Here is a 14,475-nt window from a genome sequence, read left to right on the forward strand (position 1 = left end):
ATGAAAAAAACACTGTCATCCTTAATGCTCGCGACACTTTGCGCGAGCTTCTCTGCGCCAACCTGGGCGCAAGAGTACATGTTTACCTATTCAAAACTGTACTCACAGATGAAAAACAACGTGAAAGACAACCATGAAGATGTCAAAGTTGGCTTTTTCTTTGTCGATGCCGACAACAAACAACTTTGTCACATTGAAAAAGCATGGATGGAGAAAGAGGAGCACTACGAAGCGCTGACGCCATCGGCGGGGCATGAGTTGATTGTGCCACTGGATAATAATCTTCGCCAAGCCAACCCGTTGGTGTTTGTTGATACGCCGAATGATCGCCGCTGCGATTTTTCCATGGTGGTCATGACAAAAGCACCACTTGAAGGCAAAGTGACTTACGCGCAAGTTGAAACGTTGCTGCCACAGATGCAAAGCTTACTGGAAGATTTAGGCGGCATGTTTGCCAGTTGGTTTACACCGGCGGTGACGGGTGTGACGCTGGAATTTGCCAACGATCTGAATTCGACGATCGAACTCAGCAGCGGCGAAAGCATTCCCGTCATTCACGGGAAAGCACAGGTTGATTTGGCGCAAATCGGCCAAGACGGTTGGATGATGCTGCCTGAAACCACAACGCGCGTGTTGCCTTATCTGCCAAAAGGCAAAAAATAGCATTCGAAACGTTCATCCATCGATACAGAGATAAAACAAAGGCTGCATACGCAGCCTTTGTTTTTATTAGATATTCGTGACATCTAATTTTAAACTTGGGTCAAACTCCATCACCAAATCTTCGTCTTCAACCTGTTGGGTGGGCATCTCTTCTTTATCGAAGCCGATGTCACCACCATTGATCACGCCAGAATCGCGGTCGATGGATTTGAAATCAAACAGTTCAAAGTCTGCCAAGTGGCTTGGTACCACGTTCTGCATCGCGCGGAACATAGACTCAATACGACCCGGGAACTGCTTGTCCCACGCATTGAGCATCTGTTTGATGTTTTGACGCTGCATGTTTGGTTGTGAACCACATAGGTTACAAGGAATGATCGGATAACCACGCATGTCAGCATACTTAATGATGTCTTTCTCACGGCAATAGGCCAATGGTCGAATCACCACGTGCTCACCGTTGTCAGAGACCAACTTTGGCGGCATGCCTTTCATTTTACCGCCGTAGAACATGTTCAAGAACAATGTCTCGATGATGTCATCGCGGTGATGGCCCAAAGCAATCTTTGTCGCACCTAGCTCTTTTGCGGTGCGGTAAAGAATGCCACGGCGTAAACGAGAACACAGTGAACACGTCGTTTTACCTTCAGGAACTTTGTCCTGAACGATCGAGTAGGTGTCTTCTTCGACAATTTTGTATTCTACGCCAAGGCTAGCCAAATACTCAGGCAGAATGTGTTCAGGGAAGCCAGGCTGCTTCTGATCAAGGTTAACGGCAATCAGAGAAAACGAAATCGGTGCGCTTTTCTGTAAGCTCATCAAAATTTCGAGCATGGTAAAGCTGTCCTTACCGCCGGACAGACACACCATGATGCGGTCGCCATCTTCAATCATGTTGAAATCAGCGATAGCCTGACCAGTATTACGACGAATGCGCTTTTGCAGTTTATTGAAATTGTATTGTTGAGCTTTGGTCAACTCTTGTGTTTGCTCTGTCATCAGCCTGCAGTCTTACTTCTTCAAAACAAAATGAAGTGCGTATGATACGGATAAATTATCCAGATGCTAGTGCTATCCGTGCTAGAAAAGAAAAAATCCCCAGCACTCAGGCCGGGGATTCATCACCATGGTGATCAGGTTAGCTGGCTGTTTTGGGATCTAGCGGGCTAATGTAGCCAGGTGGTTTCAATGCCAACACGTCACAATTGATTTTATCAATCACATGTTCGGCGGTGTTCCCGATAAATACGGCAGATAACCCCGTACGGCCCGTGGTTCCCAGAATCACCATCGCCGCGTTCAGTTTGGTGGCCGCCTCAGGAATGACATCTTCTGGCAACCCTTGTTCAACCATGGTTTGTGCTTCATCAATACCGTGTTTCTGACGCAGCGCTTTCATCGATGTTAAATGATGACCGCGTACCGCATCCGTGTAGGTGGTGGGGTCAAATTCCGGCAGCTCAATCGTAATATTGGCAGGTGTGACCGGGTAGGCGTTCACCAGATAAGGCGTTGCTCCCAAGCGTGACGTCAGGCACAGCAACTGTTCGACCATGATGTCGTTCAATTGCAGATGCGTTTCAACTTCTGAGCCGACATGGACAGACGCGACGATATTTGCATCTGCCGGCCATTCTGCGTTTTTGACCAACAGCACTGGCGTAGGGCATTTACGCAACAAGTGCCAATCAGTCGGCGTGAAGATCACCGACTCCAACACATCATGCTTGCGCGTGCCTTTAATGAGGATATCGTGCTCACCGGCAAATACTTCGCCGATGATCGCTTCGTAAGGGCGATTATGCCAAACCACTTTGACATCAAACATCACCGACTCATCAACATAAGATTCCGCGACTTTTCTCATCCACTGCTCACGCTGGTGAATTACGCCTCTGCGCATGGCGTCACGCTCATCAACAGAGAGCATGGATGTCATATCGTAAGAAAAATCATAGATAGACAGGAAAAACGTAATGCGGCTGGTTGATTTGCTTTTAGCAGCCAGTTGCATCGCACGGGCGAGGGCAGGTTGCTCATCATGATTGATGTCGGCAACAACTAAGATTTTGCTATAGATACTCATAACAAACTCCTTGTGAGTGGAGGAGATTTCTTACTTTTACTTTAGCGTAGTTAATCGAAGAGTTTTAGCTATTTAGGAAGGAAAATCGGAGAAGTATGAAGTAGCTCATTAATGAGCTACTTCATTGATGTTACTTGCTTTCTTGTGAGACGCCAGCCAATTCCATCAGCGCATCATGATCAAGAATGGTAATGTATTTACCTTTTACGCTCAGAATTTCTGACTTTTGGAAACGACCCAGTAGGCGACTGATGGTTTCAACCGTCAAGCCAAGGTAGTTACCAATATCACCACGTGTCATGGTCAGACGGAATTCACGAGGGCTGAATCCACGCTGAGAGAAACGCGTTGAAAGGTTGTACAGGAACGCTGCCAGACGCTCTTCAGCGTTTTTCTTCGATAGCAGCAGAATCATTTCCTGGTCGCCTTTGATTTCATTACTCATCAGGCGCATAATTTGCTGACGCAGTTTAGGCATTTTGCCAGACAGGTCATCAAGAATTTCGTATGGAATCTCACACACCATAGATGTTTCAAGCGCTTGCGCGAAACTGGGGTGAGAATCACCGGTAATCGCATCAAAACCGACTAAGTCACCGGCAAGATGGAAAGCGGTAATTTGCTCGTCACCTTGTTCAGTAATGGTGTAGCTTTTGATGGTGCCTGAACGAATTGCGTACAGAGAGCGCAGATCATCACCAGCTTTAAACAGTTCCTGACCCTTCTGAATCGGCTTTTTACGCTCGATAATCTGATCAAGCTGATCCAACTCTGATTCATTCAGAGTAAACGGGATGCAAAGTTGGCTAATACTGCAGTCTTGACAATGAATTGCACAACCACCGGATTGAATGCGTTTTGCAGCAGGCTTTTCAGAAATCATAACAACCTTTCACTATTTGATATACATCAATATTTTAGCATCCCTTAACCCCAAAGGATAGCGAAAATAATTGTGCAAAGAATCAACTACCTAAACTAAGGTAATCAGCATGTTTACGGCTCCGACACCGGTATAAACGCCGTAAACGATAATAAATATTGCCGCTATATGACGAAATATTTTCGATTGTTGCAACTCTTTTATTTTTGTTGCCCCAAAACCGACCAACAGCATCGCGGGTAATGTGCCTAAACCAAACGCCCCCATCACAAGTGCGCCTTGCAAAAAACCACCTGAAACCGCGGCCCAAGTCAAAATTGAATACACTAAGCCACATGGCAACCAGCCCCAAATGAAACCAAACGGCAGGGCATACCAACTCTTTTTCAAAGGCAACAGTGCTTTACCGGCAGGCGAAATGCCTTTCCAAAGACGTTGTCCTAACGCCTCGAGCTTGAGGACACCAAACCACCAACGCCCCACATACAAGCCAAGACCAATCATCAGGATCGCGGCCAGCAATCGTAACCAAACCAAAAAATGATTGAGATCCGCAACGGCAGAAAGAGAGGCGGTTAACCCGCCAACAATGGCACCAAACACCATGTAGCTGCCAAGACGGCCGAGATTATAGAATAGCAGCGGCATAGCTGGATTCGTTTGATGATTTAAGGTGAGCAGCGACCCCAAACCGCCACACATACCCATGCAGTGACCAGCACCCAATAAGCCAATCACAAAGGCGCCGATAAAATCGGGGCTCATTGTTTATCCTTACCGGATTGATCGGCGTGCTCATCATCTTCAAACAAAATGTTGTGCCCCTGACGCTCCAGATCCTCAAACTGCTCGCTTTTCACTGCCCACAAAAAAATGGCAACAGCGACACACACAAGCACAATCGCAATCGGGATCAGAATATAGAGGCTTTCCATTTACTTACCTTGTTCTTTCAACAAACGAAGAGAGTTGGATACTACTATAATTGAGCTGGCAGACATACCCACCACCGCCACATAGGGTGCAACTAATCCCGCCACCGCCAAAGGTAAAATCAGTAAGTTGTAGCCCAAAGACCACGCAAGATTTTCACGAATAATACGTCGAGTTTTCAGCGCTAACGTGCGAGCCTCTAACAATTTATCCAACCTATCACCAAGTAAAACCATGTCGGCCGACGCTTTCGCGACGTCAGTGCCGCCACCCATCGCCACAGAAATGTGCGCGCCAGCAAGCGTCGGCGCATCGTTAATGCCATCGCCAACCATCATGGTGATATCTTGGGTATTGATTTGATTCAAGTACGCCAGTTTATCTTCTGGTTTAGCCTGAGCAACCACATGATCAATGCCCATCTGACGAGCGACGGTTTGCGCGTTTGCTTCAGAATCGCCGGTCAACAAGGTAATTTTGATGCCAGCATCGTGAAATTTGTCGATAAATGTTTTTGCTTCTTTTCGTATTGGGTCTTGGTAATGGAAGGTCGCGACATGGTCACCGTCCACCGCGAGATAAATGGCGTTCACTTCACCTTGGTGAATGTCATCCAATACAAATTTCGCGCTACCGATCTTCACGTCATGTGTTCCGTATCGGCCCACAACGCCAGAGCCGATCACGTTCCGTACTTGCTCTACAGCAAACGTTGTATCCGCGTACGTTCTAAATGCCTTGGCAATGGGATGATTCGCGTGTTGTTCCAACGACGCTGCGAGCGCCAGACATTGTTTTTCCGTCCACGACGAATGAAGAACCACTTGGCCGATTTCGATATTACCATGCGTCAAGGTGCCCGTTTTGTCGATCACCAAGTGATTGACCTTACACAACGTTTCAAACACGTGGCTCTTGCGAAGCAAAATCCCAAAGCTCCCCATGCGTGATGTGGCACACGTGAGCGCCGTCGGAGTGGCCAAAGAGAGCGCACAAGGGCAGGTGGCGACCAAAACAGACAACATGATCCAAAACGCATCATCTGGGTTTGCTTCATGCCAATAGAACCATGTCCCGGCGGCAATAATCAAAATGACTGCAACAAAATAACGCGCCACAACGTCTGCCACTTCAGCAATACGAGGTTTGGACGACTGGGCATCATCTTGAAGACGTACGATATTGGAGATGACCGAATCGGCTTTCGATGCCGTCACTTCCAGCTCAAACGCCTCTTCTCCATTGAGGGTACCCGCAAATACCGCATCGCCAACACTTTTAACCACTGGTAGCGATTCACCCGTTAACATGGACTCATCGACATGGACGCGTCCCTGTCGAATATGACCGTCAGCAGGAATATGTTCCCCAGGAAGCACTCGAATTCGATCGCCCAATTGCAGCGTTTTCACTGGCACTTGCTGACCATCGAGCGTGGTAGCAATCGCCGGGATCAATTTGAGTAAATTACCGCTGGCCGCCGCCGCTTTACGGCGTGCTCGCATCTCAAGAAAACGTCCAACCAACAGGAAGAATGTGAACATGGAGATGGATTCGAAAAAGACTTCGCCTTGTTGGGTCACCGTTGCAACCAAACTCGCCACATAGGCAAAGATCAGCGCAATTGACACCGGAACGTCCATGCCAAGCGTTCGACCCTTAATACTGCGCCACGCGTTAAAGTAAAATGGCAATGCCGAGTAGAGCAGAACGGGGGTCGCGAAGATCAAACTGACCCAGCGAAAATAGTTTTTAAACTCCGTGTCCAAATCGCCGAAGGCTTCGAGATACAACGCGACAGCCAACATCATCACTTGCATTGTGGCAAGGCCCGCAATGCCGAGACGATAAAGGTATTGCTTCATCGTCTTGTGGTAAAACGCTTCATGTTGGTCTGCTTCAAATGGTGCAGCTTTGTATCCCAGTTTGTGGATTTGGCTGAGAATCTCGCTTAATTTGGCTTTGGATTTATCCCAACTCAGCAGCGCACGGTTGGTGGTGGTGTTGACACGAATCGAAAGCACGCCGGGTTCGTTAGCCAATTGCTTTTCAATGAGCCAAGCACACGCAGCACAAGACACGCCATCAAGTGACAATGTCACTTCACTGCAATCTCCTTGATTGCGCACAAATTCGGCTTGAACATCGGAATTGTCGTAGTGAATGAGCGATTTCAGTTGCTCAGGTACCAACTCCACTTTTTCAGCAGGTGCCGTGCGAAATTGGTAGTAGGAGACAAGGCCGTTTTCAACGATGGTCTGCGCCACCGTCTGACATCCAAGACAACACATTTCTCGGTCTTCTCCGAGAATCTCGACTTTAAAATCCGTGTTGGCTGGGACATCTTCACCGCAGTGATAACACGCTGTCGTCATGGCATTAATCATTCATCAGGCGAGTTGGAGACTCAGAAGGGAACGTGACTCGGCCTTGAACCAACCATTCGCTATTGTGAGGCGTCAATTCAATAAACCAAGGGCCTTGAAGTTCGTTATCGCGAACAATTCGATAACGGCCTTTTGCATCCGCGGTTAATAACATGGAGAAATCACGGTCAGGGAGCGTGCGATGTGCAAACATGGCTTGAACGGCCGGGTAGTGCTCAAGCTTACCTTTATCCAACTCGATCACAATGTCATTCCCGTCAGAATAGACCGACGCGTTGAGACCGAGCTCTTTGGCCACATGAATTTTCGACAAATCAATATTAATGCCTTTGCCTTTTTTATAGTAATCCTCCGTCACCAAGGATACTGAGTTATTGGAAAACACGATGACAGTGATGATTGTCCAGACAACGACCGTAAGCGGAAGAATAATCAGAAACCACGGCCAGAATTGTTTATACCAAGGCTTTACCATAAAAAAGTTCTCTACAACAAATAAGAAGGCTCTAACTTAAGAGAAAGACAGCCCCTTTGGAAAGGGGCTGTTATTGGACTGTTACTTATTTTTCTGAATTGCTCAGGCTCCAGACATAAGCCGCAACCAGTTGCACCTTGTCTTCACCGAGGATATCAATCCATGCAGGCATCACACCTGAGCGACCGTTCGATACAGTCTCAGTGACCGCAGCACGTGAGTCGCCAAACAGCCAGTCTTGGTCTGTCAGGTCTGGGGCACCTACAGCTGGGTTACCTTTACCGTCAGTACCGTGACACGCGGCACACACAACAAAGCGTGCTTTACCCGCTTCGGCTTCACGAGCGTTCACAGAACGACCCGATAAGCTCAGAGCATAGCTCACGACTTCCTGAACGCCTTGTTCACCCAGCGCATCTTTCCATGCTGGCATTTGACCGATACGTCCGTGACGAATTGTCGTCACGATAGCATCAGGTTCACCGCCATACAGCCACGCATTGTCAGTTAGGTTAGGGAACCCCTTCTGACCACGCGCATCTGAACCGTGACACTGAGAACAGTTTTGTAAGAACAAACGCTGTCCAACTTTTAGTGCATCGGAATCGGCTGCAATTTCAGGAATAGGGCGCAGATCTGAGCCGCCATCTTTGTAAGCCAGACGTTTGAATGCTTCACCAAAATAGGTGTCTGCATCGTCGAGTTCTTTCGCGTACTGCACCAGTGTTTTGTTATCCTGAGCAGCCGCAATCGAGGCTTTTGATTCTTCCAGTGAGCGAACTCGCTGGTCAGAACTTTGCCAACCCAACACGCCCTTAAAGTTACCCAGACCCGGGTAAAGAGTCAGGTAGACCGCCGCAAAAATGAATGTACTTACAAATAGGTAAGTCCACCATTTTGGCAATGGGTTGTTGATTTCGCGAATACCATCGTACTCGTGGCCCATGTCTACGCCTTCTTCCACGCCCATTTTGTCTTTCAGACACCAAAAGAGCAGGAAAGCACAGCCGAACAGGGTTCCAAGTGTGATGACGGTAATCCATAGACTCCAGAATGTTGTCATTACTTAGTCACTCCTTGTTTTTTTGAGGGCGCTTGCTGTTCGTCAGCAAAAATCAAATTGGCAGCCTCATCAAAGCGAGCTTTACGTTTCTTGCCGTAAGCCCACCAAACAACGCCAATAAAGCAGACGAAAAGCACTATGGTCCAAATACTGTGAATAGTACCGATATCCATAATTACCCCTGTTATTTCATTGCATGACCAATAGACTGAAGGTAAGAGATAATGGCATCCATCTCCGTTTTACCTTCCACATCTTTTGTCGCATTCGCGATTTGTTCATCAGTGTATGGCACACCAAATTTGTCACGGAACAGCTCAAGTTTTTGTTGAGTGTATTTTCCGTCAAGGACATTTTCAGCGAGCCACGGGAAGCCTGGCATGTTTGATTCTGGAACCAGCTCACGAGGATTCATCAAGTGAACACGATGCCATTCATCAGAATAACGGCCGCCAACACGCGCGAGATCCGGACCAGTACGCTTAGAACCCCATAAGAATGGGTGTTCCCACACACTTTCGCCGGCAACAGAGTAGTGACCATAACGTTCAGTTTCAGAACGGAATGGACGCACCATTTGGCTGTGACAGACGTTACATCCTTCGCGAATGTAGATATCACGACCTTCCAGTTGCAATGCCGTGTAAGGCTTCAGGTTTTCAACCGGCTCAGTTGTTTGCTTTTGGAAAATCAACGGTGTGATTTCAACCAACGCGCCCCAACTGATCGCAAAAACGATGAAAATAGCCAACAAACCGACATTACGCTCAATGATTTCGTGGCGATTATTAGAATTATTACTCATTCCTCAATCTCCTTAAGCCGGTTGTTGGATAGCTTTCAAGCTATCTTTTGGTGCAGCAATGGTCTTATACGCGTTGTATGCCATCAGGAACATGCCCGACAGGAAGATGAAACCACCGATGAAACGAACGGTATAGAACGGATAAGACGCCTGAACTGATTCGACAAAGCTGTAAGTCAATGTACCGTCAGAGTTTACGGCACGCCACATCAGGCCTTGCATCACACCAGAAATCCACATCGCAACGATGTACAGCACTGTGCCGATGGTTGCCAACCAGAAATGGGCATTCACCAAGCTCATGGAGTACATGCGCTCTTGACCAAAGAGGCGAGGAATTAGGTGGTAAACCGAACCGATAGAGACCATCGCAACCCAACCCAGCGCACCAGAGTGAACGTGACCAATCGTCCAGTCGGTGTAGTGAGAAAGTGCGTTCACGGTCTTGATCGACATCATCGGGCCTTCGAAGGTCGACATACCGTAGAAAGACAGAGAAACGATCAGGAATCGAAGAATTGGGTCATAGCGCAGTTTGTGCCATGCACCTGATAGCGTCATGATACCGTTGATCATGCCACCCCAAGATGGTGCGAACAGAACCAAAGACATCACCATACCCAACGACTGAGTCCAGTCAGGTAGCGCTGTATAGTGAAGGTGGTGTGGACCCGCCCAAATATACAAAGAGATCAGTGCCCAGAAGTGAACGATTGACAGACGGTAAGAGTAAACTGGACGTTCAGCTTGCTTAGGGACGAAGTAGTACATCATACCTAGGAAGCCGGCGGTCAGAAGGAAACCAACTGCGTTATGGCCGTACCACCATTGAACCATAGCATCCACCGCACCAGAATAAATCGAGTACGATTTCCCCATAGAAACAGGGATTGCCATGCTGTTCACGATATGAAGAACTGCGACGGTGAGAATAAACGCACCGAAGAACCAGTTTGCTACATAAATATGAGACGTCTTACGTTTCACCAGCGTTCCAAAGAACACCACGGCGTAAGAAACCCATACAAGAGCAATCGCGATATCAATCGGCCATTCCAATTCCGCGTATTCTTTACCTGAGGTGTAACCCAGAGGCAGAGAAATAGCGGCAGAAACGATTATCGCTTGCCATCCCCAAAAGGTGAATGGGACGAGCGGGCCACCAAAGAGACGAGTTTGACAGGTACGCTGCACAACATAATAAGATGTTGCAAACAGTGCACTGGTACCAAACGCAAAAATTACCGCATTTGTATGCAGAGGACGTAAGCGACTATACGTCAGCCACGGCGTATCAAAGTTGAGCTGTGGCCATACTAATTGAGCGGCAATCAAAACACCAACACCCATACCGACAATACCCCAGAGAATAGTCACCAAGGTAAATTGACGGACGACTGTATAGTTATAGTTTTGTTCAAGCTGCTTTTCTTGGCTCATTTGCATGCTTCCAATGTCTAATTAACTACACTTTACTTCCAACACGACACATGTCGTAATGCCACCCAAGTTCACAATAAAAATTAATGTCTTTTCATAACGTTAATCCTATTGCTGACTTTATAAAAAAGTGGCATTTTCAGGCCACAACTATACTGCAATTAACAATTCAATGACAGTGTAGTAACCTTACTATCCATCTGGATTTGACCTTTTATTTCAAAACTTTGAAGTTTGTTACATGGGGAACACAAAGACATGGCGGCTGAAAAGCTAACCAAACATAGACTTGCTCAAATAATCACCACCTTAGCTGTGCTCGTGATCGCTTTTTTTTGGCGCACGATCACATATCGTGATGTACCAACACAGGAATGCATTCCACAACCAAAATGTTCTTTATTTGTGAATGGACAAAAATTAACTGTAACAAAAAGTGAAGAGTTCCCAGGCGTGTATATAATTCGTCCAATCCCCGTGGAATGGCGCTTAGAATCGGATGATGAATTGATTCGAGAAGGCGAAAGTGTGCAGCTCAAGGTGATTCGCAACAACTCAAAAACAAATAGCACGATTAATATTAATGACTCAGTAAACATTAATATTAATGATTAATAAGGTCGTATAATTTGCGAGACAGCGTTCATTAAGTTACGAGAAAAAATTTAATATCGCCTCAAGTTAATGTATAAAGATTGAAGAATTTTTTTAACTTATATTCGCATATGCGATTGATAACGACTTTTACTCAATCTTCTGATCTCATCAATGCTATTCATCAACTGAGAGAGTCCCTAATATTAAAGGGGCTTTCTAGTGTTGCTCTCTATTATACTGACGAATATCCTGTAGAAACATTATTCACGCTATTTAAGCAAGCATTTCCTAATATTCCTTTTATTGGGTGTTCATCGTGTAAAGGCGTGATGACTGAAAAAGGTTATCATACCGGCCCAGTCATCGCCGCCATGGGGATTTACGATTCAAACCAGAGCGCGTACGGAACCGGATTGATTGCATTGGATGAAGGCCAAGACTTTCGAAAATCCACTCGCAAAGCGATTCAACAAGCACTGCGTTCTGCAGGCCGAATTGGCGAAGTTCCAAGTCTGATTGTGCTTCATGCAACCCCCGGTCATGAAGAGCTGTTTATCGATGAAATTGACGATACGTTCGGGACTCAAATCCCCATCATCGGGGGCAGTGCAGCAGACAATTATATTCAAAAGCAGTGGTCAAGTATGACGGAGCAAGGCTGGATTCAACGTGGCATTGCGATTGAGCTCTTTTTCCCATCTAAGCCGCTGACCACTGGATTTAGCGCAGGCTATTCACCCACAGAGTTTGTTGGCACAGTCACGAAGGCGTCCGGACGTTTTATCCATGAAATCGATGGAGAGCCGGCTAAACAAATCTACAAAGAGTGGATCAGTGATCACTCCAGCGTCCAAATATCAGAACATTATCTCTTTCACCACGTCACTCGCTTTCCACTCGGCCGCGTTGCCGGGCACATTCATCAGCAGCCGTATTACAAACTATCTCATCCAGTGCGCATGACACGCAGCGGATCGATGGAGATGTTTACCGCTGCTGTTGAAGGCGAAACCGTCACGTTGATGACCGGATCCAGAGAGCAACTGATCAATCGAGCGTCTCGAGTTGTAAAAGAGGCCAATACCCAGAATTATCATGAGTCACAACTACTTGGCTCAATCATCATCTATTGCGCCGGTTCAATGTTGCGCCTTGGCGAAGATATTCTCGAAGTGCAACGCCAATTAAAATCCCAAATGAACAATCAACCGTTTATTTGTCCCTTTACCTTCGGTGAACAAGGGCGTTTCATCGGTGGCGAGAACGCACACGGGAACTTGATGATCTCGTCAGTCCTATTCTATGAGTCTGAGTAACCATCTGATGGAACAAGAAAAGATAGAGCAGCTTAATGAAGCGTTATTGGAACTGGAACGCAGCAAAGAACGAGAACAGCGTCTGGCCGAAGAAAACCGGGTCATTTTGGCGGCGTTATCCGCGCTTAGTCACGCCGACAACAAATACCAAATTTTTGAAGAACTGAAAAAAGTCCTCAGTCGCTACATTCGGTTCGACGACTTCATCGTGATTTCAAAAGATAAAGAAAGCAGTATCTTTTCGACGTATCTAGCATCTAACTTAGCGTTTCAAGGCAAAGAGTGGTTCAACGGCGACAAGTTTCAACGTGTGTTGGATGGTGAATGCATCATTCTTTTCGAGCCCAGCAAACTCGATGAGTTTCAAAACTTAAATCACTTTCTAAAAGATCAGATCAACTCAGCACTCGTGACGGGAATTCGAGCGCAAACCAGTGACTCTGTTTTGCTATTACTGGGCACACGAAAAGGGCAATTTAGCCTCGAAACTAAATCAACGCTGTCACGCTTTCGCCCATTACTTGAACGCGCGATAAACGACATTGAACACAAAGAAGCGCTGCAAAAACTGGTCGATTTAAAAACTCGAGAACTGAAATTTGCTCAGCAACTGGCGGAGCAGGCGAACCAATCCAAGTCACAATTCCTTGCCATGATGAGTCACGAACTACGTACGCCACTCAATGCCGTGTTAGGGCTGATTGATTTACTGCGTGATGATTCAGATGCTTATCAGCAAGACATGCTGGAGCAGATGGAAAATTCGGCTGAGTTACTTTTGGTCATCATCAACGACATCCTCGACCTCAGCCGCATCGAGTCAGGTCATTTTGAGTTACAACGTCACTGGATTAGTTTAAGCCGTAAGCTCCAACATGCACTCGAATACCATAGCCAAGTAGCGCAAGCCAAAGACATTACCTTCAACGTCAAAGCCTCCATTTGTGAGCAATTTGAATATTGGGTCGACTCAGTTCGTCTCACTCAAATCCTATTTAACATCATCGGCAATGCAATCAAGTTTACCCATCACGGTTTTGTCGATGTATCACTGGTGACCGCACGGGATCGCCTAGAGATTGAAGTCAAAGATTCCGGCATTGGGATCGACAACGAGCGAATCGAACACCTGTTTTCACCCTTCATTCAAGCCGACACCTCGATTACGCGGAACTACGGCGGAACCGGGTTAGGGTTAGCCATCACCAAACATCTGGTTGAACTGATGGGGGGCAGCATTACCGTGAGTAGCAAACTAGGCGAGGGAAGTCTGTTTACGATTTCGATTCCTTTGCAATCGCGAAGTTCAGAAACATCTCATCTCGATGAACTTCCGCTCTCTCATACCGCATCACATCGTGCGCTTGATGACACCAAACACATCCTCGTTGTCGAGGATACCAAGACAAACCAAATGGTCATCCAGCTCTTACTCAATCGAATGGGTTACAACGTAACACTTGCTAATAATGGACAACACGCCATAGAACTGGTTGAAAAAGATAGAACTTTTGACCTGATCTTCATGGATATTTCAATGCCAATCATGGATGGGATTCAAGCAACTCGCATTTTGCGTTCTCGAAAACTCGCCACACCGATCATTGCACTGACTGCACACGCCATGAATAGCGATCATGAAAACTGTTTGGCCGCAGGGATGAATGACATTGTGTTGAAGCCCATCCGAAGCAAAGAGCTACAACGAATCTCAGATCGCTACCTGAATCACCAGCGATAGGTGAGACCTATCTCTGTAATAGTTACAACCTGATCGGTTGATATTGATTCTCATTTAAATGAGGAATATGTTGTCTATAGCAGATT

General features: G+C 46.7%; 15 protein-coding genes. 4 read left to right on the forward strand and 11 right to left on the reverse strand.

Annotated elements, in window-relative coordinates; translation table 11 throughout:
- Entirely contained in the window at positions 1-663 is a 663-nt protein-coding gene (locus ACF8PK_RS06465; protein ID WP_004725947.1) for a DUF2987 domain-containing protein, read from the forward strand.
- 66 nt (positions 664-729) lie between these two features.
- Here ACF8PK_RS06465 and ttcA read toward each other — a convergent pair whose 3' ends face one another.
- The 11 genes from ttcA to ccoN form a co-directional block, all read right to left on the reverse strand.
- Positions 730-1,662 (reverse strand): tRNA 2-thiocytidine(32) synthetase TtcA, encoded by a 933-nt coding sequence (gene ttcA / locus ACF8PK_RS06470; protein ID WP_004725949.1) that lies wholly within the window; start codon positions 1,660-1,662, stop codon positions 730-732.
- Between the two features lie 139 nt (positions 1,663-1,801).
- Positions 1,802-2,749, reverse strand: coding sequence for a universal stress protein UspE (gene uspE / locus ACF8PK_RS06475; protein WP_004725950.1), 948 nt, complete (start codon positions 2,747-2,749; stop codon positions 1,802-1,804).
- Positions 2,750-2,879: 130 nt separating this feature from the next.
- The gene (locus ACF8PK_RS06480; RefSeq protein WP_014205085.1) at positions 2,880-3,632 is read right to left on the reverse strand and encodes an FNR family transcription factor; all 753 of its coding nucleotides are present in this window, start codon (positions 3,630-3,632) and stop codon (positions 2,880-2,882) included.
- 90 nt (positions 3,633-3,722) lie between these two features.
- Positions 3,723-4,397, reverse strand: coding sequence for a sulfite exporter TauE/SafE family protein (locus ACF8PK_RS06485; protein WP_392440573.1), 675 nt, complete (start codon positions 4,395-4,397; stop codon positions 3,723-3,725).
- A complete protein-coding gene (gene ccoS, locus ACF8PK_RS06490; RefSeq protein ID WP_004725957.1) occupies positions 4,394-4,567 on the reverse strand; it encodes a cbb3-type cytochrome oxidase assembly protein CcoS in 174 nt (57 codons plus the stop codon). Before ccoS ends, ACF8PK_RS06485 begins: the two co-directional genes overlap by 4 nt.
- Entirely contained in the window at positions 4,568-6,940 is a 2,373-nt protein-coding gene (locus tag ACF8PK_RS06495) for a heavy metal translocating P-type ATPase (RefSeq protein ID WP_392440574.1), read from the reverse strand.
- A 4-nt stretch (positions 6,941-6,944) separates the two neighbouring features.
- Positions 6,945-7,427: a FixH family protein gene (locus ACF8PK_RS06500; protein ID WP_041942545.1), complete on the reverse strand. Its 483-nt coding sequence runs from the start codon at positions 7,425-7,427 to the stop codon at positions 6,945-6,947.
- 85 nt (positions 7,428-7,512) lie between these two features.
- Positions 7,513-8,490 (reverse strand): cytochrome-c oxidase, cbb3-type subunit III, encoded by a 978-nt coding sequence (gene ccoP, locus ACF8PK_RS06505; RefSeq protein ID WP_004725963.1) that lies wholly within the window; start codon positions 8,488-8,490, stop codon positions 7,513-7,515.
- Positions 8,490-8,663 carry a CcoQ/FixQ family Cbb3-type cytochrome c oxidase assembly chaperone gene (locus ACF8PK_RS06510; protein WP_038151150.1) on the reverse strand — a complete coding sequence of 58 codons (174 nt, stop codon included), beginning with the start codon at positions 8,661-8,663 and terminating at the stop codon, positions 8,490-8,492. Before ACF8PK_RS06510 ends, ccoP begins: the two co-directional genes overlap by 1 nt.
- A gap of 11 nt (positions 8,664-8,674) precedes the next feature.
- Positions 8,675-9,295: a cytochrome-c oxidase, cbb3-type subunit II gene (gene ccoO, locus ACF8PK_RS06515; RefSeq protein ID WP_004725967.1), complete on the reverse strand. Its 621-nt coding sequence runs from the start codon at positions 9,293-9,295 to the stop codon at positions 8,675-8,677.
- 12 nt (positions 9,296-9,307) lie between these two features.
- Positions 9,308-10,735, reverse strand: coding sequence for a cytochrome-c oxidase, cbb3-type subunit I (gene ccoN / locus ACF8PK_RS06520; RefSeq protein ID WP_195723464.1), 1,428 nt, complete (start codon positions 10,733-10,735; stop codon positions 9,308-9,310).
- Between the two features lie 258 nt (positions 10,736-10,993).
- Between ccoN and ACF8PK_RS06525 the strand changes: the two genes are divergently transcribed.
- The 3 genes from ACF8PK_RS06525 (at position 10,994) to ACF8PK_RS06535 (ending at position 14,389) form a co-directional block, all read left to right on the forward strand.
- Positions 10,994-11,350 (forward strand): hypothetical protein, encoded by a 357-nt coding sequence (locus ACF8PK_RS06525; RefSeq protein WP_208550596.1) that lies wholly within the window; start codon positions 10,994-10,996, stop codon positions 11,348-11,350.
- Between the two features lie 110 nt (positions 11,351-11,460).
- Positions 11,461-12,648 (forward strand): FIST signal transduction protein, encoded by a 1,188-nt coding sequence (locus tag ACF8PK_RS06530; protein ID WP_392440620.1) that lies wholly within the window; start codon positions 11,461-11,463, stop codon positions 12,646-12,648.
- A gap of 7 nt (positions 12,649-12,655) precedes the next feature.
- On the forward strand, positions 12,656-14,389 hold the full coding sequence (locus ACF8PK_RS06535) for an ATP-binding protein (protein WP_392440621.1): 1,734 nt from the start codon (positions 12,656-12,658) through the stop codon (positions 14,387-14,389).
- The last annotated feature ends 86 nt before the right edge of the window (positions 14,390-14,475 follow it).

The sequence above is a fragment of the Vibrio sp. CJQ_6 genome (genome assembly GCF_043106745.1).
In the GTDB taxonomy this organism is placed as follows: domain Bacteria; phylum Pseudomonadota; class Gammaproteobacteria; order Enterobacterales; family Vibrionaceae; genus Vibrio; species Vibrio furnissii.

Bases quoted from the DNA above. Each gene is read 5' to 3' on its own strand.
- ACF8PK_RS06465 (WP_004725947.1), top strand. From the start codon at position 1: ATGAAAAAAACACTGTCATCCTTAATGCTCGCGACACTTTGCGCGAGC.
- ttcA (WP_004725949.1), bottom strand. From the start codon at position 1,662: ATGACAGAGCAAACACAAGAGTTGACCAAAGCTCAACAATACAATTTC.
- uspE (WP_004725950.1), bottom strand. From the start codon at position 2,749: ATGAGTATCTATAGCAAAATCTTAGTTGTTGCCGACATCAATCATGAT.
- ACF8PK_RS06480 (WP_014205085.1), bottom strand. From the start codon at position 3,632: ATGATTTCTGAAAAGCCTGCTGCAAAACGCATTCAATCCGGTGGTTGT.
- ACF8PK_RS06485 (WP_392440573.1), bottom strand. From the start codon at position 4,397: ATGAGCCCCGATTTTATCGGCGCCTTTGTGATTGGCTTATTGGGTGCT.
- ccoS (WP_004725957.1), bottom strand. From the start codon at position 4,567: ATGGAAAGCCTCTATATTCTGATCCCGATTGCGATTGTGCTTGTGTGT.
- ACF8PK_RS06495 (WP_392440574.1), bottom strand. From the start codon at position 6,940: ATGACGACAGCGTGTTATCACTGCGGTGAAGATGTCCCAGCCAACACG.
- ACF8PK_RS06500 (WP_041942545.1), bottom strand. From the start codon at position 7,427: ATGGTAAAGCCTTGGTATAAACAATTCTGGCCGTGGTTTCTGATTATT.
- ccoP (WP_004725963.1), bottom strand. From the start codon at position 8,490: ATGACAACATTCTGGAGTCTATGGATTACCGTCATCACACTTGGAACC.
- ACF8PK_RS06510 (WP_038151150.1), bottom strand. From the start codon at position 8,663: ATGGATATCGGTACTATTCACAGTATTTGGACCATAGTGCTTTTCGTC.
- ccoO (WP_004725967.1), bottom strand. From the start codon at position 9,295: ATGAGTAATAATTCTAATAATCGCCACGAAATCATTGAGCGTAATGTC.
- ccoN (WP_195723464.1), bottom strand. From the start codon at position 10,735: ATGAGCCAAGAAAAGCAGCTTGAACAAAACTATAACTATACAGTCGTC.
- ACF8PK_RS06525 (WP_208550596.1), top strand. From the start codon at position 10,994: ATGGCGGCTGAAAAGCTAACCAAACATAGACTTGCTCAAATAATCACC.
- ACF8PK_RS06530 (WP_392440620.1), top strand. From the start codon at position 11,461: ATGCGATTGATAACGACTTTTACTCAATCTTCTGATCTCATCAATGCT.
- ACF8PK_RS06535 (WP_392440621.1), top strand. From the start codon at position 12,656: ATGGAACAAGAAAAGATAGAGCAGCTTAATGAAGCGTTATTGGAACTG.